General features: G+C 68.2%; 22 protein-coding genes. 11 read left to right on the top strand and 11 right to left on the bottom strand.

Features of this window, described 5'->3' with window-relative positions; all coding sequences use genetic code 11:
* Nucleotides 1-39: 39 nt before the first annotated feature.
* Nucleotides 40-1,236: an FAD-dependent monooxygenase gene (locus tag BJP62_RS08265; RefSeq protein ID WP_236943682.1), complete on the bottom strand. Its 1,197-nt coding sequence runs from the start codon at nt 1,234-1,236 to the stop codon at nt 40-42.
* Nucleotides 1,233-2,534, bottom strand: a complete 1,302-nt coding sequence (locus BJP62_RS08260) for an aminopeptidase P N-terminal domain-containing protein (protein ID WP_070528799.1) — start codon at nt 2,532-2,534, stop codon at nt 1,233-1,235. The genes BJP62_RS08265 and BJP62_RS08260 overlap by 4 nt, the downstream gene beginning before the upstream one ends.
* Nucleotides 2,535-2,874: 340 nt before the next feature.
* Between BJP62_RS08260 and BJP62_RS08255 the strand changes: the two genes are divergently transcribed.
* Nucleotides 2,875-3,621 (top strand): autotransporter domain-containing protein, encoded by a 747-nt coding sequence (locus tag BJP62_RS08255; RefSeq protein ID WP_070528797.1) that lies wholly within the window; start codon nt 2,875-2,877, stop codon nt 3,619-3,621.
* 79 nt (nt 3,622-3,700) lie between these two features.
* On the opposite strand, the gene BJP62_RS08250 is transcribed toward BJP62_RS08255, so the two are convergent.
* The 7 genes from BJP62_RS08250 to BJP62_RS08225 form a co-directional block, all read right to left on the bottom strand.
* Entirely contained in the window at nt 3,701-4,588 is an 888-nt protein-coding gene (locus BJP62_RS08250; protein ID WP_070528795.1) for a M48 family metalloprotease, read from the bottom strand.
* Complete coding sequence (locus BJP62_RS08245; RefSeq protein WP_070528792.1) at nt 4,588-5,127, bottom strand: hypothetical protein; 540 nt, start codon at nt 5,125-5,127, stop codon at nt 4,588-4,590. The genes BJP62_RS08250 and BJP62_RS08245 overlap by 1 nt, the downstream gene beginning before the upstream one ends.
* The gene (locus BJP62_RS08240; protein WP_070528790.1) at nt 5,124-6,947 is read right to left on the bottom strand and encodes an adenylate/guanylate cyclase domain-containing protein; all 1,824 of its coding nucleotides are present in this window, start codon (nt 6,945-6,947) and stop codon (nt 5,124-5,126) included. Before BJP62_RS08240 ends, BJP62_RS08245 begins: the two co-directional genes overlap by 4 nt.
* Nucleotides 6,948-7,005: 58 nt before the next feature.
* Complete coding sequence (locus BJP62_RS18840; RefSeq protein WP_205700986.1) at nt 7,006-7,209, bottom strand: GNAT family N-acetyltransferase; 204 nt, start codon at nt 7,207-7,209, stop codon at nt 7,006-7,008.
* Entirely contained in the window at nt 7,203-7,571 is a 369-nt protein-coding gene (locus BJP62_RS18835) for a GNAT family N-acetyltransferase (protein ID WP_205700985.1), read from the bottom strand. Before BJP62_RS18835 ends, BJP62_RS18840 begins: the two co-directional genes overlap by 7 nt.
* A gap of 91 nt (nt 7,572-7,662) precedes the next feature.
* Nucleotides 7,663-8,394, bottom strand: coding sequence for a YebC/PmpR family DNA-binding transcriptional regulator (locus BJP62_RS08230; protein WP_070528788.1), 732 nt, complete (start codon nt 8,392-8,394; stop codon nt 7,663-7,665).
* Nucleotides 8,395-8,481: 87 nt separating this feature from the next.
* A complete protein-coding gene (locus BJP62_RS08225) occupies nt 8,482-9,300 on the bottom strand; it encodes a hypothetical protein (protein WP_070528785.1) in 819 nt (272 codons plus the stop codon).
* A gap of 131 nt (nt 9,301-9,431) precedes the next feature.
* Between BJP62_RS08225 and BJP62_RS08220 the strand changes: the two genes are divergently transcribed.
* From BJP62_RS08220 to BJP62_RS08210, 3 genes are read left to right on the top strand one after another with little or no spacing between them, the layout of a single operon-like run.
* Nucleotides 9,432-10,982 (top strand): sensor domain-containing diguanylate cyclase, encoded by a 1,551-nt coding sequence (locus BJP62_RS08220; protein WP_070528783.1) that lies wholly within the window; start codon nt 9,432-9,434, stop codon nt 10,980-10,982.
* Nucleotides 10,982-12,526 (top strand): sensor domain-containing diguanylate cyclase, encoded by a 1,545-nt coding sequence (locus BJP62_RS08215; protein ID WP_070528781.1) that lies wholly within the window; start codon nt 10,982-10,984, stop codon nt 12,524-12,526. Before BJP62_RS08220 ends, BJP62_RS08215 begins: the two co-directional genes overlap by 1 nt.
* Nucleotides 12,513-14,105, top strand: a complete 1,593-nt coding sequence (locus tag BJP62_RS08210) for a sensor domain-containing diguanylate cyclase (protein ID WP_168163817.1) — start codon at nt 12,513-12,515, stop codon at nt 14,103-14,105. The genes BJP62_RS08215 and BJP62_RS08210 overlap by 14 nt, the downstream gene beginning before the upstream one ends.
* On the opposite strand, the gene ubiA is transcribed toward BJP62_RS08210, so the two are convergent.
* On the bottom strand, nt 14,090-14,968 hold the full coding sequence (ubiA, locus tag BJP62_RS08205) for a 4-hydroxybenzoate octaprenyltransferase (RefSeq protein WP_145927149.1): 879 nt from the start codon (nt 14,966-14,968) through the stop codon (nt 14,090-14,092). The genes BJP62_RS08210 and ubiA overlap by 16 nt on opposite strands.
* Nucleotides 14,953-15,516 (bottom strand): chorismate lyase, encoded by a 564-nt coding sequence (locus BJP62_RS08200; RefSeq protein ID WP_070528776.1) that lies wholly within the window; start codon nt 15,514-15,516, stop codon nt 14,953-14,955. Before BJP62_RS08200 ends, ubiA begins: the two co-directional genes overlap by 16 nt.
* A 113-nt stretch (nt 15,517-15,629) precedes the next feature.
* Between BJP62_RS08200 and BJP62_RS08195 the strand changes: the two genes are divergently transcribed.
* The 7 genes from BJP62_RS08195 (at nt 15,630) to BJP62_RS08165 (ending at nt 22,704) form a co-directional block, all read left to right on the top strand.
* Nucleotides 15,630-16,337, top strand: a complete 708-nt coding sequence (locus BJP62_RS08195) for an AzlC family ABC transporter permease (RefSeq protein ID WP_236943681.1) — start codon at nt 15,630-15,632, stop codon at nt 16,335-16,337.
* A complete protein-coding gene (locus BJP62_RS08190; RefSeq protein ID WP_070528771.1) occupies nt 16,334-16,660 on the top strand; it encodes an AzlD domain-containing protein in 327 nt (108 codons plus the stop codon). The genes BJP62_RS08195 and BJP62_RS08190 overlap by 4 nt, the downstream gene beginning before the upstream one ends.
* A 203-nt stretch (nt 16,661-16,863) precedes the next feature.
* Nucleotides 16,864-17,832 carry an ABC transporter substrate-binding protein gene (locus BJP62_RS08185; protein WP_083300792.1) on the top strand — a complete coding sequence of 323 codons (969 nt, stop codon included), beginning with the start codon at nt 16,864-16,866 and terminating at the stop codon, nt 17,830-17,832.
* 9 nt (nt 17,833-17,841) lie between these two features.
* The gene (locus BJP62_RS08180; RefSeq protein WP_070528769.1) at nt 17,842-18,657 is read left to right on the top strand and encodes an ABC transporter permease; all 816 of its coding nucleotides are present in this window, start codon (nt 17,842-17,844) and stop codon (nt 18,655-18,657) included.
* Between the two features lie 119 nt (nt 18,658-18,776).
* Nucleotides 18,777-19,571 carry an ABC transporter ATP-binding protein gene (locus tag BJP62_RS08175; protein ID WP_070528767.1) on the top strand — a complete coding sequence of 265 codons (795 nt, stop codon included), beginning with the start codon at nt 18,777-18,779 and terminating at the stop codon, nt 19,569-19,571.
* Entirely contained in the window at nt 19,571-21,391 is a 1,821-nt protein-coding gene (locus BJP62_RS08170) for an ATP-binding protein (protein WP_070528765.1), read from the top strand. The genes BJP62_RS08175 and BJP62_RS08170 overlap by 1 nt, the downstream gene beginning before the upstream one ends.
* Nucleotides 21,391-22,704: a sigma-54 dependent transcriptional regulator gene (locus BJP62_RS08165; protein ID WP_070528764.1), complete on the top strand. Its 1,314-nt coding sequence runs from the start codon at nt 21,391-21,393 to the stop codon at nt 22,702-22,704. Before BJP62_RS08170 ends, BJP62_RS08165 begins: the two co-directional genes overlap by 1 nt.
* The last annotated feature ends 20 nt before the right edge of the window (nt 22,705-22,724 follow it).

The raw sequence follows: 22,724 nt of genomic DNA, 5'->3' as shown, positions 1-22,724 counted from the left end.
CGGCGCAGGCGGCTTCAGCGTGCGCCGTAGACCGCAGCGCTAACGCGCGCCATAAACCATCTTGCGGGCGAAACCGCGCCGCAGCGGGCCGATCTGGTCGAGCGCCAAGAGGCCGGCGCTGCGCACGTGCTTGAGCAGCGGGTTCGGTGATTCGAACCAGCCGATCAGTCCGTCGGTAAAGCGCGTAACCCGGCCGGCGTCCTTGCGGCGCAAGGCGGCGTAGCGCGCCAAGGTCGCCGCGTCGCCGAGCTGGGCGGGCGGCGTGACCGCCAGCAGCTCGGCCAGCGTCGCCGCGTCGCGCAGGCCGAGGTTCAGCCCCTGACCGGCGACCGGATGCAGCGTCTGCGCGGCATTGCCGATCATCACCACGCGGCGGCCGACGACCGAATCGAGCGTCTTCAGCGCCAGCGGCCAGCTCGCACGCGGGCCGACCTTCACAAAGCCGGCGATCCGGCCGGCAAAGCGCTGGCTGACCTCGGCGACGAATTCGGCGTCGGACAGCGCGAGCCTGGCTTCGGCGCCTTCGGGCGTCTGCGTCCACACCAGCGTGTAGTCGTCGCCGTTCGGCAGCAGCGCCATCGGGCCGTCGTCGGCAAAGCGCTCGAACGCGACGCCGCGGTGCGGCTCGGCCGGCGTGATCGTTGCCAGGATCGCGTGCTGGTCGTACGGCTTGACCGACTGCTCGACGTCGTCGAGCGCAGCCAGCAACTGGCCGCCCTCGGCAAGCACGACGAGGCCGGCGGTCAGCCGGTGGATGCCTTGCGGCGTCGCCAGACTCAGCCGCGCATAGCGGGCGAGCCGGTCGACGCCGGTGACGGTGGTGCCGAGCGCGACGGTGGCATGGTCGGCCTTGGGCCGCTTCAGTACCGGCCCGGCCTTGAGCCGCTCGAGCGCCAGCGCCGCCAGCCTGCTGTACGGCACGACATGGCCGAGCGCCGGCAGGCCGATTTCGGCCGCCGACAGTTCGGTGCGGCCGAGCGTACCGGCCTGCGAAACGTGGACCCGGGTGATCGCGGTGGCGCCGAGCTCGTCGTGCCACAGGCCGACGCGGGCCAGCGCCTCGGTGCTGGCGTGCGAGAGCGCCAGCGCGCGCGGGTCGGCCGGCGTGGTCACGCGCGCCTCGATCGCCAGCGCATCGATGCCGGCGTCGGCCAGCCGCAAGGCCAGCAGCGCGCCGACCGGGCCGCCGCCGACGATGGCGACGTCGACATGTTCGGGCAGGCGTTCGGTCATCATCGCTGTGCCATCCAGTCTTCGATCTCGGCGACCGTTCTCGGGCAGCCGTCGGTCAGCCATTCGAAGCCGGTCCCGGTGATGACGACGTTGTCCTCGATGCGGATGCCGATGTTCTCGAATTCGGCCGGCACATTGTCGGCCGGGCGGATGTAAAAGCCCGGCTCGATCGTGAACGCCATGCCGGCCTCGAGCGTGCGCCATGCGCCGTTCCGCATGTAGGCGCCGGCGTCGTGGACGTCGAGGCCGAGCCAGTGGCCGGTCCGGTGCATGTAGAACTGGCGGTAGCTGCCGGTTTCGAGCACTTCGGCTAGCGAGCCCTTCAGCAGTTTCAGGTCGAGCATGCCCTGCGCCAGCACGCGCGTTGCCGCGTCGTGCACCGCGCCCCAGCTGTTGCCGGGGCGTGCTTCGGCCTGCGCGGCTTCGTGCGCGGCCAGCGTGATCTCGTAGACGGCTTTCTGCGCCGGGCTGAAGCGGCCGTTGACCGGGAAGGTGCGGGTGATGTCGGACGCGTAGCCGCCGATTTCGCAGCCGGCGTCGATCAGCACCAGTGCGCCGTCGGCGATGCGGGCGTTGTTCTCGATGTAGTGCAGCACGCAGGCATTGGCGCCGCCGGCGACGATGCTCGTGTACGCCGGGAAGCGGCTGCCCTGGCGGTAGTAGTCGTGCAGCAGCTCGGCCTCGAGCTCGTACTCGAAACAGCCCGGTGTGGCGAAGCGCATCGCGCGCTTGTGCGCCTCGACGTTGATCCGGCCGGCGCGGCGCATGATGTCGAGCTCGTGCGCGTCCTTGAACAGACGCATCTCGTTGATCGCGTCGCGCACCTCGACGATCTCGCCCGGGGCGGCGACGCCGGCGCGGGTGAAGGCACGCACGCCGGCCAGCCAGCCGGACAGCCGCGCGTCCCAGTCCTTGTCCTGGCCGAGCGGAAAGTAGACGCGCGGCTGGTTCTTCATCAGCTCGACGAGGCGTTCGTCGAGCTCTTCGATCGGGTAGGCGGCATCGAAGCCGAAGGTGTCGGCCGCGGCGGCCGGGCCGTAGCGGTAGCCGTCCCAGATCTCGCGTTCGAGGTTCTTCTCGCGGCAGAACAGGATGGATTGCGGCGCGTCGCCGGTGACGGTGACGATGACGAGCACGGCTTCGGGCTCGGCAAAGCCGCTGAGGTAATAGAAGCCCGAGTCGAAACGGTAGGGGAAGGCGGTGTCGGCGTTGCGGTTCAGTTCCGGCGACGTCGGCAGGATCACGAGGCCGGGGGCGAGCTGGCTGGCCAGCGCGGCACGGCGTTGAGCGTAGGGCTGCATGGGGCGCGTCCTGTTGGTGTTGTCCGCCAATTATAAGGCCGGACGGCGTGGTGGGTGGGCGGCCAGTGGAACGCGCGGCGCCGTGCGAGGGCTTCGATTGGCCGGACGCAACCCTCCTTCCGGCATCAGAAGCCTGATGGTTTTGGTGGCTTTTAGTAAGCATGACGAATGAATAAGATTCAGAAATGCGACAAGCCCGTCAGGGAAAACGCCTACGGATTCGCCGGAAACCGGCGTTTAATTCATAATTAGTCACGTTTTTGTAAGTAAATAACCAAACATAGACAGAAAAATGAAAAAACAGATTTCCGTACTCTCTCTCGCCTTTTTCGGTTCAGCCATGGCGGCGCAGGCCGTCGAACGCGAAGGCGTTTACCTCGACATCGGTGAGAATGTCCTGACCAGGGATGTCGAGGCCTACAACACGCAATTCGGCGTCGGCTACAAGTTCGTCGACGACAACGGCATTTTCGATGTCCGTGGCAGCGGCCTGTACCAGAAGGGGTATGGTGACGAGGGCGACGACTACGATCACGGCACCGCTTTTGCACTTGAGGGCCTGTACAAGTCCCCGCTGCTGGCGAACGCGATCCGCGTGCTGGCCGGCGCCAGGTGGCAGACCGGCAAGGACGAATATACGGGCGTCAGCCTTGATGGCGGCGGCCAGGACAGCAGTTTCGCCGGCGACATCCGCACCAACGGCTATACGCTGTTCGGTGGTGCGCAATTCGACCTGAATCCGTCGCTGCGTTTGCAGGCGCTGGTCAGTTGGGGGCGCAACAAGGCGACGTATGACAAGGCCCTGATCGCCGGCCCGGATGCCGATTTCATCTTCAACGATGATCCGGAAGGCGACACCAAGACCACCGGCCTGTCGTTCCGGCTCGAATACGATCTCACGACCAACTGGACCGTGACCGCTGCAGCGGGCTTCTACCGCACGAGCTTCGACAACATCGATGCCGACCTGACGCCGGCGGCGGCCGAGTGGGTATTCGGCGACCCCAGCGCCACTCGCGTCTGGATGGAAGGCGGCGACGACATCAAGTACAGCGAGTACTCGATCGGCGCGCGCTACCAGTTCTGATCCCGGCGCGGCGCATACAAAAAAACCGGCAAAGCCGGTTTTTTTGCGTCAGGCGCCGGCCCGAAGGCCGTGCGCGCCGTCAACGCCCGGTCGCAGCGCGGAACCTCGGCGTATTCTCGACCCCGCCGGCGTACTTCTCGAGCTTGGCCCCGACATTGCGGTCGATGTAGTCGAGTCGCGCCTGCGGGCTCGGGTGGGTGCTGAACATCAGCTGGACGCTGCCGTCGGCCGGATTGATCTCGCCCAGCGTCTGCAGCACCGAGACCAGCGCGTACGGGTTGTAGCCGGCGCGGGCGGCCAGCACCATGCCGGTGACGTCGGCCTCGAACTCGTCGTCCTTGTCCAGACCGCGCACATACACTTCCGAGACGCCCGACAGCACATTGGCGCCGAGCTGGCGGCGCGCGTCGTCGGCCTTGTACTGGGCGACGCCCTGCAGCGCGTTGGCGACGGCCTCGCGGCCCTTGCCCGACTGCGTGGCGCGCGTCACGTGGTGGCGCAGCACGTGGGTGATCTCGTGACCGAGCACGCCGGCGAGTTCGGACTCGTTGCGCAGCCGGTCCATCAGCCCGCGGGTGATCAGCACCACGCCGCCCGGCGTCGCGAAACTGTTGACGTTGGGGCTGTCGATGACGCCGAAGCGCCAGTCGAGATTCGGCGCCTCGCTCTGGCTGGAGACCCAGCGGCCGACCTGGTTCACATAGGTCTGCAAGCCGGCGCTGTTGACCAGCGGCGCGGCGCCGAGCAAGTTGGCGGCCATGCCGTCGCCGAGGGTTTTCTCTTCCTTCGGCCCGATCGTCCGGTTGGCGTCGATGGTGTTCTGCACCGCGCCGACAACCGAATTGACGAGGTCCGGGTTCTCCATCGCCTTGCCGAGGAAGTCGGCCAGGCTCGATGCCAGTGCCGGCTGGGCCAGCGCGGCGGCGAGCGTCATTGCGGCGAGGCGGAATGTCTTGCTGCGTTGCATCACGGGCCTCTCCGGCGGTTTTGCGGATCGTTGCCGTTCCCCGACGACGTGTCGGACGGCGTCGCGCGCGATACGACATAAGGCACGCTGCGCGGCTTCAGGCCGTTGGCCGCCGCGCTGCCCGCGGCGCTCTGGCGCGTCGCATCGTAGCCGTCGAGCTTCTTCAGCTCGGCGTAGTTCGGCCTGGCGTTGCGGATCTGCTCGCTCGACAGCCCCTTGACGCCGGTGGTCACGGTGGTGCCGGACGAACCGGTCGCCAGCACGCTGCCGATTGATCCGATCCCGCCGCCATTACCCTTGCCGCTACCGGTGCGCACATTCAGCAGCTTGACCCAGCCGCCCTGGCTGCCCGATTTCACCTGCATCCACGCGCCCTGGCGCGCGACGATGTCGACCCGCGCGCCGGCGCTCAGCTTGCCGGCGCTGGCGGCGTCGCTGAACGGCTTCTGCTTCAGGTCGCTGGCGCGGACCAGCGTGCCGCTCTCGGCCCAGGCGAAGCTCGCCAGGCCCAGCAGCACTATCGCAAGCAACGATCTCATTGCTTCTCCTTGAAGGGTTGGTACAGCCGCACGGCTTCGGCGCGGCCCTTGACGTGATGCTCGCCGCAGTCGCCGAAGCCGAAGGCATCGCCGCAGGCGTCCCTGGTCGATTGCGACACGAGAATCCGCGCGATCCCTTTGGTTTGACCCTCGATCCGGCTGGCAAGGTTCACCGTATCGCCGATTGCCGTGTAATCGAGCCGATCATCGGCACCAATGAAGCCGACGACGGCGCGGCCGGTGTGGACACCGATGCCCACGTCGAAATCGCGGCCGAAATCGGCACCGGCCTGCGCCAGTTCGGCACGGAAGGCTTCGAGCTCGTTGCCCATCTCGATCGCGGCGGCGACGGCGTGGCGGGCGTGATCCGGGTCGTCGACCGGGGCGCCCCAGAACGCCATGATCGCGTCGCCGATGAATTTATCAAGCGTGCCGCCGTGGCGGAAGACGACGGCGACCTGCCGTGAAAAATAACGGTTTAGTAAAGCAACCACCTCTTCGGGCTGTCGCGTTTCGGACAGGCTGGTGAAGCCGCGGATGTCCGAGAACAGCACGGTGACGTCGCGCGCGGCCGGGGCACTGTCGATCACGCCGCCGGCGACCAGCTGGCCGACGACGCGCGGGTCGAGGAAGCGGCCGAACAGCCGCACCGTGGCTTCGCGCCGTGCGCGTTCCTTGACGTAGGCGACCAGCGCGGCGAGCGCGTAGTAGAGCCAGCCCCAGACCAGCGGCATCGCCAGCGGCGCGAACCACAGCCGCATCTGCGCCAGCCACATCGCCGCAGCGCCGGCGAGCGACGCGACGGCCATGGCGATGCCGAGCCAGAGCGTATTGATGCCCGACTGGAAGCCCAGCGTCAGCAGCGCCGCGATCGCCAGCGCCAGCACGGCAAACCACGGCCGTGGCGCTTCGCGCAGCCAGTCGCCGTGTGCGAGGTTGTCGATTGCCGTGGCCAGGATCTCGACACCGGGCCAGGTCTTGGCCAGCGGTGTCGGGCGCAGGTCCTGCAGCCCCGGCGCGGCGGTGCCGATCAGCACGATCTTGCCGGTGAATTCGTTCTTCGGCCGCTGCGGCGTTTCGCGACCGGCATCGGCGTAGATGTCGGCGTAGCTGACCGTTGCATGCCTTGGCGTCCAGTTCAGGCGCATCCGCCGGACCTCGGGCTGCGGCCAGTCGAAGTGCCGTGCCAGCGCGGTCGGCAGCGCCGGAATCCGCCAGCCGTCCCGCTCGGCGTAGCGCAGGTAGTGACGGCCGATGCCGTCGCGGTCGGCGTCGAAGTTGATCAGCCCGCCGCGCCAGCTTGCCGGCGCCAGCACCAGCGGCAGCAGCAGCGGCGCACGCGCGTCGGGAACGGCGTGGGGCAGGCGTTCGAGGCCGAGCGGGGCGGGCAGGTCGGCGAGTTTCGCGCCCTGGCCGTCGCCGAGCAGCACCGTCGGCACGAAGACGTCCGGGGTGGCGGCGATCGTGTCGCGCAGCAGTGCGTCGCTGTCGAGACGGAAGGTGTCCGCCTCGTTGAACAGCAGGTCGAAGACGATGGCCTTGGGATGCTGGGCGGCGATGGCCGAGACCAGCTCGGCGTGGATCGCCCGCGGCCACGGCCAGCTGCCGGCCTCATCGTTGAGCCGCTCGAGGCTGGTCTGGTCGATGTTGACGACGACGATGTCGTTCGACGGCGCGCGGGCGTTCACGGTGGCGCGCGTCAGTGCATCGCCGGCCTGCGCATCGACGCGCTCGAACAGTGCCCAGCGGTAGTCGGCGCCGACAGCCAGCGCGATGACGAGAAGCAGGATGAGGTAGGCGTAGCGGTTGAGTGGTTTCATGGGCGTGGCCGGATGACACGCTCACAGCATGGCGGTCGTCGCGGGGACAGACAAGCCTTCAGGTGTCGTCAATGGCCGGCGAGAGCCGCCGCGCCAGTGTCTGCTGCACGCGTGGCCAGTCCAGATCGGTGACCGCGAACAGCACGCTGTCGCGGACATGGCCGGTCCAGGTGGTGCGATCGCGGCGCAGCACGCCTTCGCGCACCGCCCCGAGCTTCGCGATGGCGGCCTGGCTGCGCAGGTTGCGGGCATCGGTCAGCAACTCGATCCGGCGTTGACCAGCGTCGAACGGACCGACGGGTGCAGAAAGGTGCCGCCGATTTCGACTCCGCGCTGCGCCGGCTTGAAATTGAGAAAGCTGCTGGTACCGACGATACGGCCACTGGCGCACTCGCGGACCGCATAGGCGATCCACCGGCCGGCGTCGACCTGCGCCATGATCGTCGTCCACCACGATTCGAAGTGAATACCCTGGCCGCTCATCGCGAACAGGTTCCAGCCGTCCGGATCGCAATCGAGCGCGATGCGAACGTCGTGTTTCAGTGCGCCGATGTATGGCTCGAGCCGGACGATGCGGCCGGCCAGCGATCCGCCGTCGACGGTGAAACCGGTCTGGTCCGTCACTTGCATCTCCCGTCGTCACGGTCGTGCTGGCGCAGTGGAAGGCAACAAAAAAGGGCCGGTGAGGCCCTTTCATGTTGCGGTCGCTGCGGACTCAGTCTTCCTCGTCCATCAGCGCGGTGGTGTACACCTCCTGCACGTCGTCGAGGCTTTCGAGCGCGTCGATCAGCTTCTGCATCTTGGCGATGTCGTCGCCGGAGAGCTCGGTTTCCGCTTGCGGCTTCATCGTCACTTCGCCCATTTCGGCCTTGAAACCGCCGGCTTCGAGCGTTTCCTTGATGCCGACGAATTCGTACGGCGGGGTGATGACTTCGATCGAGCCGTCGTCATTGGTGACGACGTCTTCGGCGCCGGCTTCGAGCGCGGCTTCCATCAGCGCGTCTTCGTCGGTGCCCGGCGCGAACACGAGGTAGCCACAGTGCTTGAACTGGAACGAAACGCAGCCGTCGGTGCCCATGTTGCCGCCGTACTTGCTGAATGCATGGCGCACGTCGGCAACGGTACGGGTGCGGTTGTCGGTGAGGCAGTCGACCATCACCGCCGCACCACCGATGCCGTAGCCTTCGTAGCGGGTTTCGAGGTAGTCGACGCCGTCGAGCGTGCCGGAGCCGCGCTTGATCGCGTTCTCGATATTGTCCTTGGGCATCGATTCGCCCTTGGCCTTGTCGATGGCCAGACGCAGGCGCGGATTCATGTTCGGATCGGCGCCGCCCATCTTGGCGGCGACGGTGATTTCCTTGATCAGCCGGGTGAAGACCTGACCGCGCTTGGCGTCCTGACGACCCTTGCGGTGTTGAATGTTCGCCCATTTGCTGTGGCCGGCCATGCTCGAATTCCTGCAGTAACGGTTTGAATGGGCGCGATTTTATCACAGCGCATTTCGCGGCTGTATGGCTGCTGGCGCGGTATTGACCTACAGCAGATGGACTGCGGCACCGAGGCCGTAGACCAGTGCGGCGCTGCCGAGCGTGACCAGCCCGGCGCGCCGGCCGAGCAGCACGGTATTGAGCCCGGCGCCGGCGAGCCCTGCCGCGATCAGCCCCCAGGGCGATGGCAGCAGCGACAGCAGCAGCGTAGCCGGCACGGCGCCGGCGAGCCAGGCGGCACCGCGCAGCAGCCCGCACTGGCGGCGCGTCGGCGCCGGCGGCATGAGTTGCGGCAAGCGCTGCACCAGCGCCGGCCATGCCGCATCGGGGTTGGCGCGCAGTGCGGCGACCAGCGTCAAGGCCTGCTCCGGCGGGCAGTCACTCGCCAGCAGCAGCCCGGTCAGGCCGGTGCATTCCTCCGGCCCCGGAAGCGCGGCGGCAAGCGGTGCACCGGGGGCCGCAGGGGGGGCCGGTTTCGTGCGCCAGGCCAGCCAGAGCGGGCCGAACAGGACCAGCAGCCAGCCGGCGAATGCCTGCGTGGCCGGCAGCAGCCCCAGCCCGGCAAGCAGCGCCGGCAGCACCGCCGCGTACAGTGCGGCGCCGGCGGCCTGATCGCGTGCCCGTTGCCATGCCGGGGCCAGCGTGGCTGCGTACAGCCGGGCGCCGGCCAAGTCCTCGAGCCATGGCCAGCACCACAACGGCCCGACGTGGCGCAACACGCCGGTAAGGCGACTTGCCGTTCCACCCCGGGTGGCGGCAATCTCGAGCCAGTACCACTGCCGCGGCGTGCCGGCTTCGAAATCGGACAGCGCCAGCGCGGCAGGATCATCGGCGTTCGGTAGAGGCGGGACGGAGGTCGGCGGCATATGGTGATTTTAAGCGCTGCGGGGCGGAAATCGTGCGACGCCGCACCGGCTTAAAGTGTCCGACAATGCATGCTATGCATGAGTAAAGCTGGTGCAAGTGCGCGACCAAAGCGCGGTCAACGGGAGTTCAATTGCAGCGCATCAAAGACAAGATACTGGCCAAGCCGCTCGAGCTCGGCGTGGTGCTGTTCCTGATCCTCGGCGTGGCCTGGATGGCCATTGCCGAACGCTGGAGCCAGGCGATCGTGGCGGCCGAGGCGTCGCGGCAGGTTGACCTGCTGATGAGTCAGAAACAGGTCGAGCTGACGCAGGTGGCGACCCGTTTCCACCGCCGGAGCGAGCTGCTCAAGGCCGTACCGCGCATCCTGGCCGAGCAGGAAAAGGTCCGCGCCGTTCTCATCGATCCGCAGTCCGAGCAGTTCCGGAGCAAGGCCGGCAGGGGGCTGGACCTGATGGTCGACAGCCTGCCCGTCGACAAGATACTGGTCGTCGACCGGGAGGGGCGCAAGCTGCTGTCGAGCGATTTCGACGAGACGATGCCGCTTCAGGGGCCGGTATTGCGCGGCCAGGCGTTCGACGATGCGCTGCATGGCCGCTACAGCATGCGCTTTGGCGTTGGTGCGCTGACCCGTCATCCCGGTTTCTATCTGTCGGCGCCGGTCCGCTCGGGCGACATGATCCTCGGTGTCGTGCTGGTCAAGATCGACCTGACTACCGCGGCCAAGGAAATCGTCGATCGCGATCTGGTGCTGGTCGACCAGAACGGCGTGATCGTGCTGTCGAGCCACCCTGCGCTGCAACTGATGACCTACCCGGGGGCGACGGTCGACCGGCTCGATCGGCAGACCAGAATGCTGCTGTACCGGCAGCAGCGCTTTGTCGCGCTGACGCTGCCGCGGGCGGACCCGGCGCTGCCGGCCAATGTGGTGCGCTTGCCGAACGACCCGGTACCGTACCTGCTGGTGGCAGGGAGGCCGGGCGACGTGCGGAATGATCTGCGGGCATACCTGCTGGTGCCGCTGACGATGCTGACCGAACTGGATGCCCGCCGGCGCGTGGTGCTGTGGCCGATGCTCAGCGCCGGTTTCTTCGGCCTGGCGATGCTGCTGGTGCTGCTGATCTATCTGGTGCGGACACGCTGGCTGCGCCAGCAACTGACCGTTGCCAACACCGAGCTGCGCCGCCAGGCCGAGACCGACGCGCTGACCGGCATCGCCAACCGGCGCCGGTTCGACCAGGTGCTCGCCGGCGAGCTGGCCCGTGCGCGCCGCTACGGCGAGCACGCCTGCGCGGCGATCATCGACATCGACTACTTCAAGCGCGTCAACGACGTGCACGGGCATCCGGCCGGCGATGCGGCGCTGGTCTATCTGGCCGACATGATTTCGCTGTCGATCCGCGATACCGACCTGTTCGCGCGGCTTGGCGGCGAGGAGTTCGGCCTGCTGCTGCCGCAAACCGGCATCGATGGCGCGCAACTGCTGCTCGAACGGCTGCGCGCCGCGATCGCGGCCGGGCAGTTCGTCCACGACGGCAAGGCGATCCCGCTGACGATCAGCATCGGTTACGCGGCGGCCCACCCCGACGAAGGCCCCGAGTCGCTGCTGCAGCGTGCCGATACCGCGCTGTATGCGGCCAAGCAGGGCGGGCGCAACCGTGTATGCATGGCGGCCGACCCGTGATGGCGTCGCTGCGCCGGCGTCTCCGCCAGCACCCGCTGCAGGCCGGGGCCGGCCTGCTGGTGTTGCTGGCGCTGTGCTGGCTGCCGCTGGCCTGGTGGCTGAGCGCGCGTGTCGTCGGCACCGAAGCCGAGCGCTTCGTCGCGCTGGTGCAGGCGCGCCGTCTGGCCGAGCTGCACCGGGTCGGCAGCAACCTCGCCAGCCGCTTCGACAATCTCAAGGCGACGCCCGACATCCTTGCGCATACGCTGGAGGTCCGCCGGGCACTGATCGCACCGGGTGCGGCGCACGATGAAAGCGCCAGCCGCTACCTGGCGATGTTTGCCGCCCGCTCGTTCGGCGACGTCATCTGGGTGCTCGATCGCGGCGGCCGGATCGTGCTGGCCAGCGACGCCGGCAAGCCCGGCAGCCTGCTCGGCGCATCGCTGCCGCAGCGGCCGTATTTCCTCGACGCGATCGGCGGCAAGCCGGGCATGCAGTTCAGCTACGGCACCCATACCGGCCTGCCGGGTTTCTACTTTTCCGCGCCGGTGCTGGTCGACGGCACGGTGCTCGGCGTCGTGGTCGTCAAGGTGAAGATCAGCACGCTCGACAAGATGATCGACGATTCGGACCTGCTGCTGTCGGATGCTTTTGGCGTGCTGGTGCTCGCCCGCAACCCCGGCTACCGGCTGCGGGTGCTGCCCGGCGCGTCCGCGCTGTCGCTGTCGCCGGCGGTGCTGCAGCGCCATTACCACCTGCCCAGGCTGGTGCCCCTGGTGCTGGCACCGGCGCGGTCGCCGCTGCCGGCCGGGCTGGTGCACGTCGACGGCGAGGCGGCGCCGTCGCTGCTGCTCGACAGTGCGATCCCGGGGCTGGACGGGCTGCGTCTGCACATGCTGGTGCCGCTGCGCTCGCTCGAACACCTGCCGGAGCGGCAGCGGCTGTATTTCGCGCTGATCGGCGGTTGCGGACTGCTGCTCGGCGCGCTCGGGCTGCTGGTGCTGATCTACCTGCTGCGAACCCGCCTGCTCAGCCGGCAACTGGCGCGGGCCAACCACGAGCTGCGCCAGCAGGCCGAGACCGACTTCCTCACGGGCTGCGCGAACCGGCGCAAGTTCGACCGGGTGCTGGCGGTCGAGCTGGCACGCGGCCGGCGTTACGGCGCGCCGCTGACGCTGGCGCTGATCGACATCGATTATTTCAAGCGCATCAACGACGTCCACGGGCATCCGGCCGGCGATGCGGCGCTCGTTGACCTCGTCGAGACGGTCAGGCAGGAAATCCGCGAGGCCGACCTGCTGGCGCGGGTCGGCGGCGAGGAGTTCGCCCTGTTGTTGCCGCAGACCGGCGAGGCCGGGGCACGCCGGCTGCTCGAGCGGTTGCGCGCATGCGTCGCCCGGCGCGGTTTTCATGTTGCGAACACGCCGATCGCGTTTACGATCAGTATCGGATTCGCGCTGGCGTGCGATGGCGACGATGGCAACAGGTTGCGGATTCGCGCCGACGCGGCGCTGTACGCGGCCAAGCAGGGTGGACGCAACCGGGTCGAATATGCAGGTGGGTAAATCGAAAATGCCGGGCAAGCTGGCTTCGCTGCCCCGGGCTTTCGCCAGGGCGGCCGGCCTCTATGTCGTGTTGCTGCTGTTCTGGGCGCCGGTCGCCTGGTGGCTGGGCACGGTGGTCGTACGTGCCGAGGCGGCGCAGACCGTCGCCGATGTCGCCGCGCGTCGCGCGGAGCGGCTGCGGCTGCTCGGCGGCGCCTTTGCCGACCGCTGGCAGGGGTTCAAGGCGCAACCCGAGATCGCCGCCGATGCGCCGGCGATTCGCCGTGCGCTGCTGACGCCGACCTCCGCCAATGTCGGCGAAGCCGACCGCTTCCTGGCCATGCTGTGCGAGCGGTCAATGTGTGACGCGATCTGGGTGCTGGCGCCGGACGGGAAGATCGTGCTCGCCAGTGACGTGGGCGAGCCGGATTCGCTGTTGGGGCGTTCGCTGGCCGGTCACGACTTCTTCGCCGAGACGCTCAAGGGGCACGGCGGGCGGTTTTTCGGCTACGGCACGCACACCGGCAAACCGGGCTTCTATTTCTCCGCGCCGATCCTGAACAGTGGCCACATCGCCGGTGTGGCGGTGGCCAAGATCCGGATCGAAACGCTTGATGCGCTGTTCGTCGATCCGGCGCTGATGGTGACCGACCAGTTCGGCGTGATCGTGATGGGGCGCGATCACGCACTGCTCTGGCACACGCTGCCGGGGGCCGGCATCGACAAGGCCGATCGCGCCGTCCGTGCCAGCCGTTACGGTGCGCTGCCGCTCAAACCGCTGCCGCTCGAGCCGGTGGATTCCCCGCTGCTGCCCGACGGGCTGTTCCTGCGCGCCGGCAGCAGCGTGCCGCAACTGTTCCTGAGCCAGGGTGACGCGGGATTCGACCAGCTGACGCTGCACATGCTGGTGCCGCTGCCCGAACTGAGCCGGCTGGCGACGCGGCAATGGCTCTACTTCACGCTGATCGGCGGCAGCGGTGCGCTGGCGCTGGCGCTGGTCATCGTACTGGCCACCTATCTGCGTCATGTCCGGCGGCTGGGCCGGCAACTGGCGCGGGCGAACCGCAAGCTGCAGCGGCAGGCCGACAGCGACTTCCTCACCGGCTGCGCCAACCGGCGCAAGTTCGAGCGGGTGCTCGGCGCCGAACTGGGGCGCGGCCACCGCTACGGCAATGCGCTGACCGTCGCGATCATCGACATCGATTTCTTCAAGCGGATCAACGACAGCTACGGCCATCCGGTCGGCGACGCGGGGCTGGTCTACCTGGTCAAAACGGTTGCGGCGGCGATCCGCGACGACGACCTGCTCGGGCGGATCGGCGGCGAGGAGTTCGCGCTGATGCTGCCGCAAACGGATGCGCATGGCGCCGAGCCGCTGCTGCAGCGCTTGCGTACCCGCTTCGAGCAGGGCGGTTTCGAGGCCGACGGCCAGACGATCGGGTTTACGGTCAGCATCGGATACGCGAGCGCGGTGGCCGGCGACGATATCGAGTCGCTGCTCAAGCGTGCCGACGAGGCGCTGTACGCGGCCAAGCAGGGCGGCCGCAACCGGGTCTGCTTCGGCGAGCCCGGCCCGGCGGCGGCTCAGCCGAGCGCGTAATCGAGCAGTACGCCGAGGAAAATCGCCGCGCCCATCCGGTTTGCATGCAGAAAGGCCCTGAAACACGCCTGCGGTTCGCGGTGGCGGATGCGCGGGTACTGGTCGAACAGCACCAGCAGCGCCGCCGCGCCGACTCCGGCCACATAGAGCGGGCCGCGGCCGGTATCGAGGCCGACGGCGAGCATGACCGCCAGAAAGGCGAAGTAGCACGCCATGACGATGGCGACGTCGAAGCGGCCGAAGGTGATGGCCGAGGTCCTGATGCCGATCTTCAGGTCGTCCGGCCGGTCGCACATCGCGTAGGCGGTGTCGTAGGCAACCGACCAGAACACGTTCGCCAGCAGCAGCCACCACGCAGCGGCCGGTACCGTACCGGTCACCGCGGCATAGGCCATCGGGATGCCGAAGCCGAAGGCCACGCCCAGATACGCCTGCGGAACCGCGAAGAACCGCTTGGTATACGGGTAGCTGGCGGCGAGAAAGGCCGCCGGCACGGCCAGCAGCAGCGCCAGCCGGTTCAGCGGCAGCGCGACCAGCAGCGCCGCCAGCGCCAGGCCGGCGGCGTACAGCAACGCCGCTTTTTCGCTGACCTTGCCGCTGGTCAGCGGCCGGGCCTTGGTACGGGCGACGTGTTTGTCGAAATCGCGGTCGGCGTAGTCGTTGATCACGCAGCCGCTCGAGCGCATCAGCACGGTGCCGGCAACGAAGATGGCCACGATGGCCCAGTCCGGCCGGCCGGCGCTGGCGAACCAGAGCGCCCACAGTGTCGGCCAGAGCAGCAGCATGATGCCGATCGGTTTGTCGAGGCGCGCCAGGCGCAGGTAGAGCGAGAGCGTGTTGTCCGGGTTCATCGTGCTGGGCATGCGGTTGGTGCCGTGCTGGCCGGAAAGGCCGGCGGCAGGAAGACTTCGGTCACGAGCAGACGGTCGTGGCCGGCGAAGAACAGCGAGCGGCGTGCCCACAATCGCGGCGGCAGGCCGGCGACGTGCTGCGCGGCCTTGCGCCACAGCGGGTGACGCACATCGACCTGCCGCCATGCCAGCGGCGAGCGGCGGATCGTCGGGGTCGCGAACAGGAAGGAGCCGAGCGAGGCATTGCCGAGCCGGCCGATGCGCCGGAAACCGCCACGCAGCGCCGCGTGCTGCAGCACGCTGTGTGCGAATACCAGCGGCGTCTCGCCGCTCATCAGCAGCACCTCGCGGGTTTCGACCTGCCGGCTGCGGCGCGCCAGCGCGATCGCCCGGCGTTCGTCATCGTGGACGGGTGCAGGCCCCTGTGCGCAGACCCGAACCGAAAACGCCGGAAAATGGGCGATCAGCCGGGCGGTCAGCGAGCCGCGCTCGGTCAGCCACGGCCTGAGCGGCGGCGGGGCGAGGCAGAGCGGCGTGTGCCAGGAGGCGGAACGGGGCATGCGCGCATTATGCCACGCGGCCCCGGCGGCACCGCCGCGGCGCGATCTGTAACGGTCGTTTCACCAGTGCACTGTTCCGGTGGCCGCGCGTGCCGCTCGCCTATCATCGGCCGATGACTTCTCCCTGTACTGAACGCGTCGACGGCATGCTTGCCGGCTGCCGCGACACGCTCGCCATGGTCGTCGGCATTGCGCCATTCGGCCTGATCTTCGGCACGCTGGCCGGCACCGCCGGCTTGTCGCCCTGGGCGGCGCTGGCGATGTCGCTGTTCGTCTACGCCGGCTCGGCGCAGTTCATCGCGGTGACGCTGCTCGCCGCCGGCGTCAGCGCGCCGGTGATCGTCGCGACGACCTTCGTCGTCAACCTGCGCCATGTGCTCTACAGCGCGACGATGGCGCCCTATGTCGGCGGGCTGCCGCGGCGCTGGCGCGCCGCGCTGGCCTTCCTGCTGACCGACGAGGCGTTCGCGGTGCTCTATAACCGCTTCAGCAGCGAGCGCGGCCGGGTCGACCGGCGCCGCTACTACCTCGGCGCCGGCCTGACGCTGTACACGAGCTGGGTCGGCTCGACCGCGGTCGGCGTTGCGCTCGGCAACGTGGTCCCCGAGCTGCAGCACTGGGGGCTGGAATTCGCGATGGTCGCCAGCTTCGTCGGCATCGTCGTGCCGCAGCTGAAGAACCGCGTGCAGGTCTGCGTGGCGCTGACCGCCGGCATCGTCGCGCTGCTGGCGCACGGCCTGCCTTACCAGCTCGGGCTGATGGTCGCGGCGCTGTCCGCCGTCGCCGTCGGCGTCGCGCTCGAGTCGCGGGGGCGGGCATGAGCACGCTGATCCTCTGCATGGCGCTAATCACCTACGTGATGCGCGCGTGTTTCTGGTTCGGCATCGGCGACGGCCTGCCCGACTGGCTCAGGCGGGCGCTGCACTACGTGCCGGTCGCGGTGCTGACGGCCATCGTCGTGCCGACGGTGCTGCTGAAGGACGGCGCGTTCTACCTCGACATCCACAACGCCCAGCTCGCCGGCGCGCTGGCGACCGGGCTGATCGTCTGGCGTTTCAACCACCTGCTTGCCGGCATCGGCGGCGGTCTGGCGGTGTTCGCGCTGTGGCGCGTGTTCAGCATGGCGGTTTTCGGCACGGGCTGAGCCGGCCGATTCCGTAGTTTCGCCACGGTGACTACCGGCCCGGCAGCGATGCCCGGCCGGTTTTCCTTTGGGCTTCAACGGTTTGGAAAGTAGGAAAACAACGGATTCTGGCTGGCACGGTGCTTGCATGTAGCGGCCTGCATGCCGCGCCATCCCGGCCGGATTCGCGTTGTCCAACCTCTGCAACTACGGAAGCCACGCTGATGAAACCGCTGTCCCTGCTGTTGTGCCTGTCCCTCGCCGCCACGTTCGCCCATGCCGCCGATGACGACGTGATCCGGCTCGGCAACCTCAAGTTCGCCCATTACGGCGCGGTGTCGTACATCAAGGAAATCGCGCCCAAGTGCGGGATCAAGGTCCAAGAGCGGATGTTCGCCAAGGGGCTCGATATCATGCCGGCGATCATCGCCGGCGAGATCGACATCGCCGCCAGCGCCGCCGACGCGGCGATCGCCGGCCGGGCCGGCGGCGTGCCGGTGTATGCGGTCGCCGGCTTTGCCCGGGGCGGGGTGCGCATCGTCGTCCAGCAGGGGTCGCCGATCAGGAACGTCGCCGACTTCAAGGGCAAAAAGGTCGGCGTCGCCCGCGGCGGCGCGCAGGAACTGCTGCTGCTGGCCGAGCTGGCCAAGGCCAACCTGAGCTGGTCCGAGAAGCCGGGCAAGGACGTGCTGATCGTCTACCTGCCGTTCGCCGACCTGAACCAGGCGCTGATGCAAAAGCAGATCGACGCGATGGCGCAGTCGGAGCCGCAGGCGTCGCAGGCGATCAACAAGGGCTTCGGCACCGAGCTGCTCAAGCCGTACGACACGCCGATGGGTGAGCCGATCCGCACGCTGGTGATGACCGAGAAGCTTTACAACGGCAACCGGCCGCTGGCGGAGAAGTTCATGCGCTGTTTCGTCCAGGCGACCAAGGCCTTCATCGACGATCCGAAGCTGGCCGAAAACTACGTGCGCAACAATATGTTCAAGGGCCAGATCACCGCCGACGACTATCAGGACGCGATCGCCAACTCGCCGTTCTATTACAACCTCAGCACCGAGCACATGCAGATCACCACCGACTTCATGGTCAAGTACGGCGTCGGCAAGATGGTCAAGCCGCCGGTCGCCAGGGAATGGGTCAGGCTCGATCTGCTCGATCAAGCCAAGACCGCGCTCAAGGTCAAATAAGGAGGCCGCATGAACCGTCTGCTGAAAACCGTACGCGGGCTGTGGGTGCCGCTGCTGGTCGTCGCGCTCTGGCAGGGCGCGGCGCAGGCCGGCTGGCTCAATCCGCAGATCCTGCCGTCGCCGTGGCAGGTGCTGGTGCGCTGGTACGCCTATCTGCTGCCACTCGAACCGTATGATCCGGCGCAGATGTCGCGGCTGGGCTGGCTGGTCTCGGGCGAACTGATCCACGATGCGCTCGGCAGCCTGTACCGGGTCGTCGTCGGCTTCCTGATCGGCGCCGGGCTGGCGCTGCCGCTCGGCCTCCTGATGGGCGCGAGCCAGCGCGTCTACGGCTGGTTCAACCCGCTGATGCAGGTGCTGCGGCCGATCCCGCCGATCGCCTACATCCCGCTGTCCATCCTGTGGTTCGGCCTCGGCAACGCGCCGGCGATCTTCCTGATCGCCATCGGCGCCTTCTTCCCGGTGCTGATGAACACCATCGCCGGCGTGCGCCATGTCGATTCGATCTACCTGCGCGCGGCGCGCAACCTCGGCGCCGGGCAGTGGACGATGTTCGCCAGGGTGATCCTGCCGGCGGCGACGCCGTACATCCTCTCGGGCGCGCGCATCGGCGTCGGCACGGCGTTCATCGTCGTCATCGTCTCGGAGATGATCGCCGTCAACAACGGCCTGGGGTTCCGGATCCTCGAGGCGCGCGAGTACTTCTGGTCCGACAAGATCATCGCCGGCATGTTCACGATCGGCCTGCTCGGGCTGGCGATCGATACGGCGATGAATACGCTGAACAACCATCTTCTGCGCTGGCATCGCGGCCTCGAACACTGATTCCCGCCCGCATCCGGCCGATGGCTTTGTCGTCGGCGCTTGCCGTACCACTTGTACTGTCTGCGCTCCGCCTTCGCGCCCTCGGCCGGATGTGAGCGGAAATAACAAAGGTTTGAATCATGACGACACAAATCCAGATCGATCACGTCCACAAGGTGTTCAAGACGCCGGGCGACGATGTGATCGCCTTGCAGGACATCCACCTCGACATTCCCGAAGGCGAGTTCGTCTGCCTGCTCGGGCCTTCGGGCTGCGGCAAGTCGACGCTGCTCAACGCCGTCGCCGGCTTTTCGCTGCCGAGCAGCGGCGAGATCCGCGTCGACGGCCGCGTCGTCACCGACACCGGGCCCGATCGCGGCATGGTGTTCCAGGAGTACGCGCTGTTCCCGTGGATGACCGTCGCGCAGAACATCGCCTTCGGGCTGAAGATCAAGGGCAGCAGCGCCGACGAGATCGAGGCCAAGGTCGCCGGCCTGCTCGAAACGCTGAAGCTGACCGAGTTCCGCGACCGTTACCCGAAGGACCTGTCGGGCGGGATGCGCCAGCGCGTGGCGATCGCGCGCGTGCTGGCACTCGACTCGCCGATCATGCTGATGGACGAACCGTTCGGCGCGCTCGACGCGCTGACACGACGCAGCCTGCAGGACGAGTTGCTGAAAATCTGGGCAACGTATAAAAAGACCATCCTGTTCGTCACCCACAGCATCGAGGAGTCGATCTATCTCGCCGACCGCATCATCGTGCTCACCTACCGCCCCGGCACCGTCAAGCGCGACGTGCTGGTCGAGCTGCCGCGCCCGCGCGACCCGAGCGCCGCGGCGTTCAACGCGCTCAAGCGCGAGCTGGCGGAACTGGTGATGGAAGAGCAGCAGCGCCACCAGCGGGCCGAACTGCTCGGCCTGACGACCGACTGATGTCGCGGCCGGCGCGCGTCCTGCTCTGGCTGGCTGCGCTGGCCGCCGCCGCCGGCCTGCTGTGGCTGCTGGCGGCGTGGGGCGAGCGCGCCGAGACCGAGCGCTTGCGCGAGGCCGGCCGGCACCGGCTCGACGTCTACGCCGGCAGCCTGCGCAACGCGGTCGACCGCTACGCCTACCTGCCGTTCGCGCTGTCGACGCATCCGGACCTGGCGGCGCTGCTGCGCGCACCGGACGATGCGGCGCTGCGCGACAAGGTCAACCGCTACCTGATCATCAACAAGGCCAGCGCGCAGGCGTCGGTGCTCTATCTGCTCGATGCGCAGGGCACGGCGATCGCCGCGAGCAACTGGGATACCCCGCAGAGCTACGTCGGCCGGAACTACAGCTTCCGGCCCTACTTCTTGCAGGCGCGCGAGGGCCACGGCGGGCGTTTCTACGGTGTCGGCTTCACCACCCGCCAGCCCGGCTACTTCCTGTCCTACCCGGTGTTCGACGGCCGCAAGGTGATCGGCGTCGTCGTCGCCAAGGTCAGCCTCGACGGCCTCGAACACAACTGGCGCCAGGGCGGCGAGCGCATGCTCGTCGCCGACCGCCACGGCGTCGCCTTCCTGTCGACCGACGCCGACTGGCTGTGGCACAGCCTGACGCCGCTGCCGGCCGAGACGCTGCGTTTCATCGAGGACACCCGCCAGTACGGCCGCGCCGATTTCCCGGTGCTGGCGCTGAAACAGCGCCAGCCGCTCGACGCCGACACCGAGCGCGCGACCGGGCCGCGCGGCAGCGAGGTGCTGGTGCAGACGCTGAACCTGCCCGATCTCGAGTGGCGCATCGTACTGTTCAGCGACCTTGCGCCGGTGCGGCAGGTCGTGCGCAACACCGTGACCGGCGGTGCGCTCGGCCTGCTGGCGCTGCTGTCGTGGCTGCTGTTCTGGCGCCAGCGGCGCCGGCGGATCCGCGACAACCTGCGCGCCAGCGCCGCGCTGCGGCAGGCGCACGACGAACTCGAACACAAGGTCGACGCGCGCACGCGCGATCTGGTCGACGCCAACGCTCAACTGCAGCGCGAGATCGCCGAGCGCATCCGCACCGAGACCAATCTGCGCGCGGCGCAGAACGAGCTGATCCAGGCCGGCAAGCTTGCGGTGCTCGGGCAGATGGCCGCCGGCGTCACGCACGAGCTGAACCAGCCGCTGACGGCGATGCGCTCGTTCGCGGAGAACGCGCTGGCACTGCTCGACCGCGGCGATACCGGCGAAGTGCGCCGCAACCTCGGCCTGATCGCCCAACTGACCGAGCGGATGGGCAAGATCACCGGCCAGCTGCGCGCGTTTGCGCGCAAGAGCGACGGCAAGGTCGAGCCGGTGCTGGTCCACGCGGCGATCGGCAACGCGCTGCTGCTGCTCGAGCAGCGGCTGCGGCAGCAGCAGGTCCGGCTCGACATCGACCAGCCCGACACCGGGCTGCGCGTCTCGGGCAACCCGGTCCGGCTCGAACAGGTGCTGATCAACCTGCTGCGCAACGCGCTCGACGCGGTCCGGACCTCGCCGCAGCCGGCGATCCGGATCGGCGTCGCCGCGTCGGGCGACCATGTCGGCATCACGGTCAGCGACAACGGCCCCGGCATCGCCGAGGCGCAACTGCCGGCGATCTTCGACCCGTTCTTTACGACCAAATCCGCCAGCGAGGGGCTGGGTCTCGGGCTGGCGATCTCGCTGTCCATCGTCCGCGATTTCGGCGGCCGGCTCACCGCCGGCAACCGGCCCGAGGGCGGCGCGTATTTCAAGGTCGAGCTGTCGGCCGTCGACTGGAGACCATGATGAAAGTGTTGCTGATCGACGACGAGGCGCTGATCCGCCAGGCGGCCGGGCAGACCCTGCAGCTGGCCGGCTTCGACGTCACGGCGTGCGCCGACGCCGAGTCGGCGCTGCCCAGGCTCAAGCCGGACTTTCCCGGCGTGATCGTCTGCGACGTCCGCCTGCCCGGTATCGACGGCCTGCAGCTGCTGGCGCGCAGCGTCGCGATCGACGCCGAGCTGCCGGTGGTGCTGGTCACCGGCCACGGCGACGTGGCGATGGCGGTGCAGGCGATGCGCGCCGGCGCGTACGACTTCATCGAAAAGCCGTTCGCGTCCGAACAGCTGGTCGAAGTCGTCCGCCGCGCGCTCGACAAGCGCACCCTGGTGCTCGAGAACCGCCAGCTGCGGCGCGAACTCGAACGCCGCAGCGGCATCGAGGCGACCTTGCTCGGCAAGGGGCCGGGCATCGAGCAGTTGCGGCGCAAGATCGCCGATCTGGCGACGACCGACGCCGACGTGATGCTGTTCGGCGAAACCGGCACCGGCAAGGAGCTGGTCGCGCGCAGCCTGCATCGCTACAGCGGCCGCGCCGACAAGCCCTTCGTCGCGCTCAACTGCGGCGCGCTGCCCGAGCAGCTGTTCGAGAGCGAGATCTTCGGCCACGAGGCCGGCGCGTTCACCGGCGCGACCAAGCGGCGGATCGGCAAGCTCGAGTACGCGAACGGCGGCACGCTCTTCCTCGACGAGATCGAAAGCATGCCGCTGGCGCTGCAGGTGAAACTGCTGCGCGTGCTGCAGGAGCGCGAGATCGAGCGCGTCGGCGGCAACGAGGTGATCCCGGTCGACTGCCGCATCGTCTCGGCGACCAAGTACGACCTGAAACAGCTGAGCGAGCAGGGCAGGTTCCGCCTCGACCTCTATTACCGGCTCAACGTCGTCACGCTGAACCTGCCGCCGCTGCGCGAGCGCTGCGAGGACATCCCGATGCTGTTCGAGCATTTCGTGCTGCAGGCGGCGCTGCGCTACCACCGGCCGGCGCCGATCGTCTCGCAGGGGCGGCTGCGCGAGCTGATGCTGCACGGCTGGGCCGGCAATGTGCGCGAGCTGCGCAATGTCGCCGACCGCTTCGTCCTCGGCCTGCTCGACGATGCACCGGCAAGCGAACAGCCGCTCGACCTGCCGGCGCTGGTCGAGCGTTTCGAGCGCAACCTGATCGACGATGCGATGCAGCGCGCCGGCGGCCAGGTCAGCGCCGCGAGCGTCGCGCTCGGCCTGCCGCGCAAGACGCTGTACGACAAGCTCAAGCGCTACGGCCTCGGTCGCGAGTCCGAGTAGCGCGGTACAATCGCGGCCCG

The sequence above is a fragment of the Jeongeupia sp. USM3 genome, from assembly GCF_001808185.1.
In the GTDB taxonomy this organism is placed as follows: domain Bacteria; phylum Pseudomonadota; class Gammaproteobacteria; order Burkholderiales; family Chitinibacteraceae; genus Jeongeupia.
Note: the sequence above shows the minus strand (reverse complement) of the source record. Positions and strands in the feature narration are given on the sequence as shown.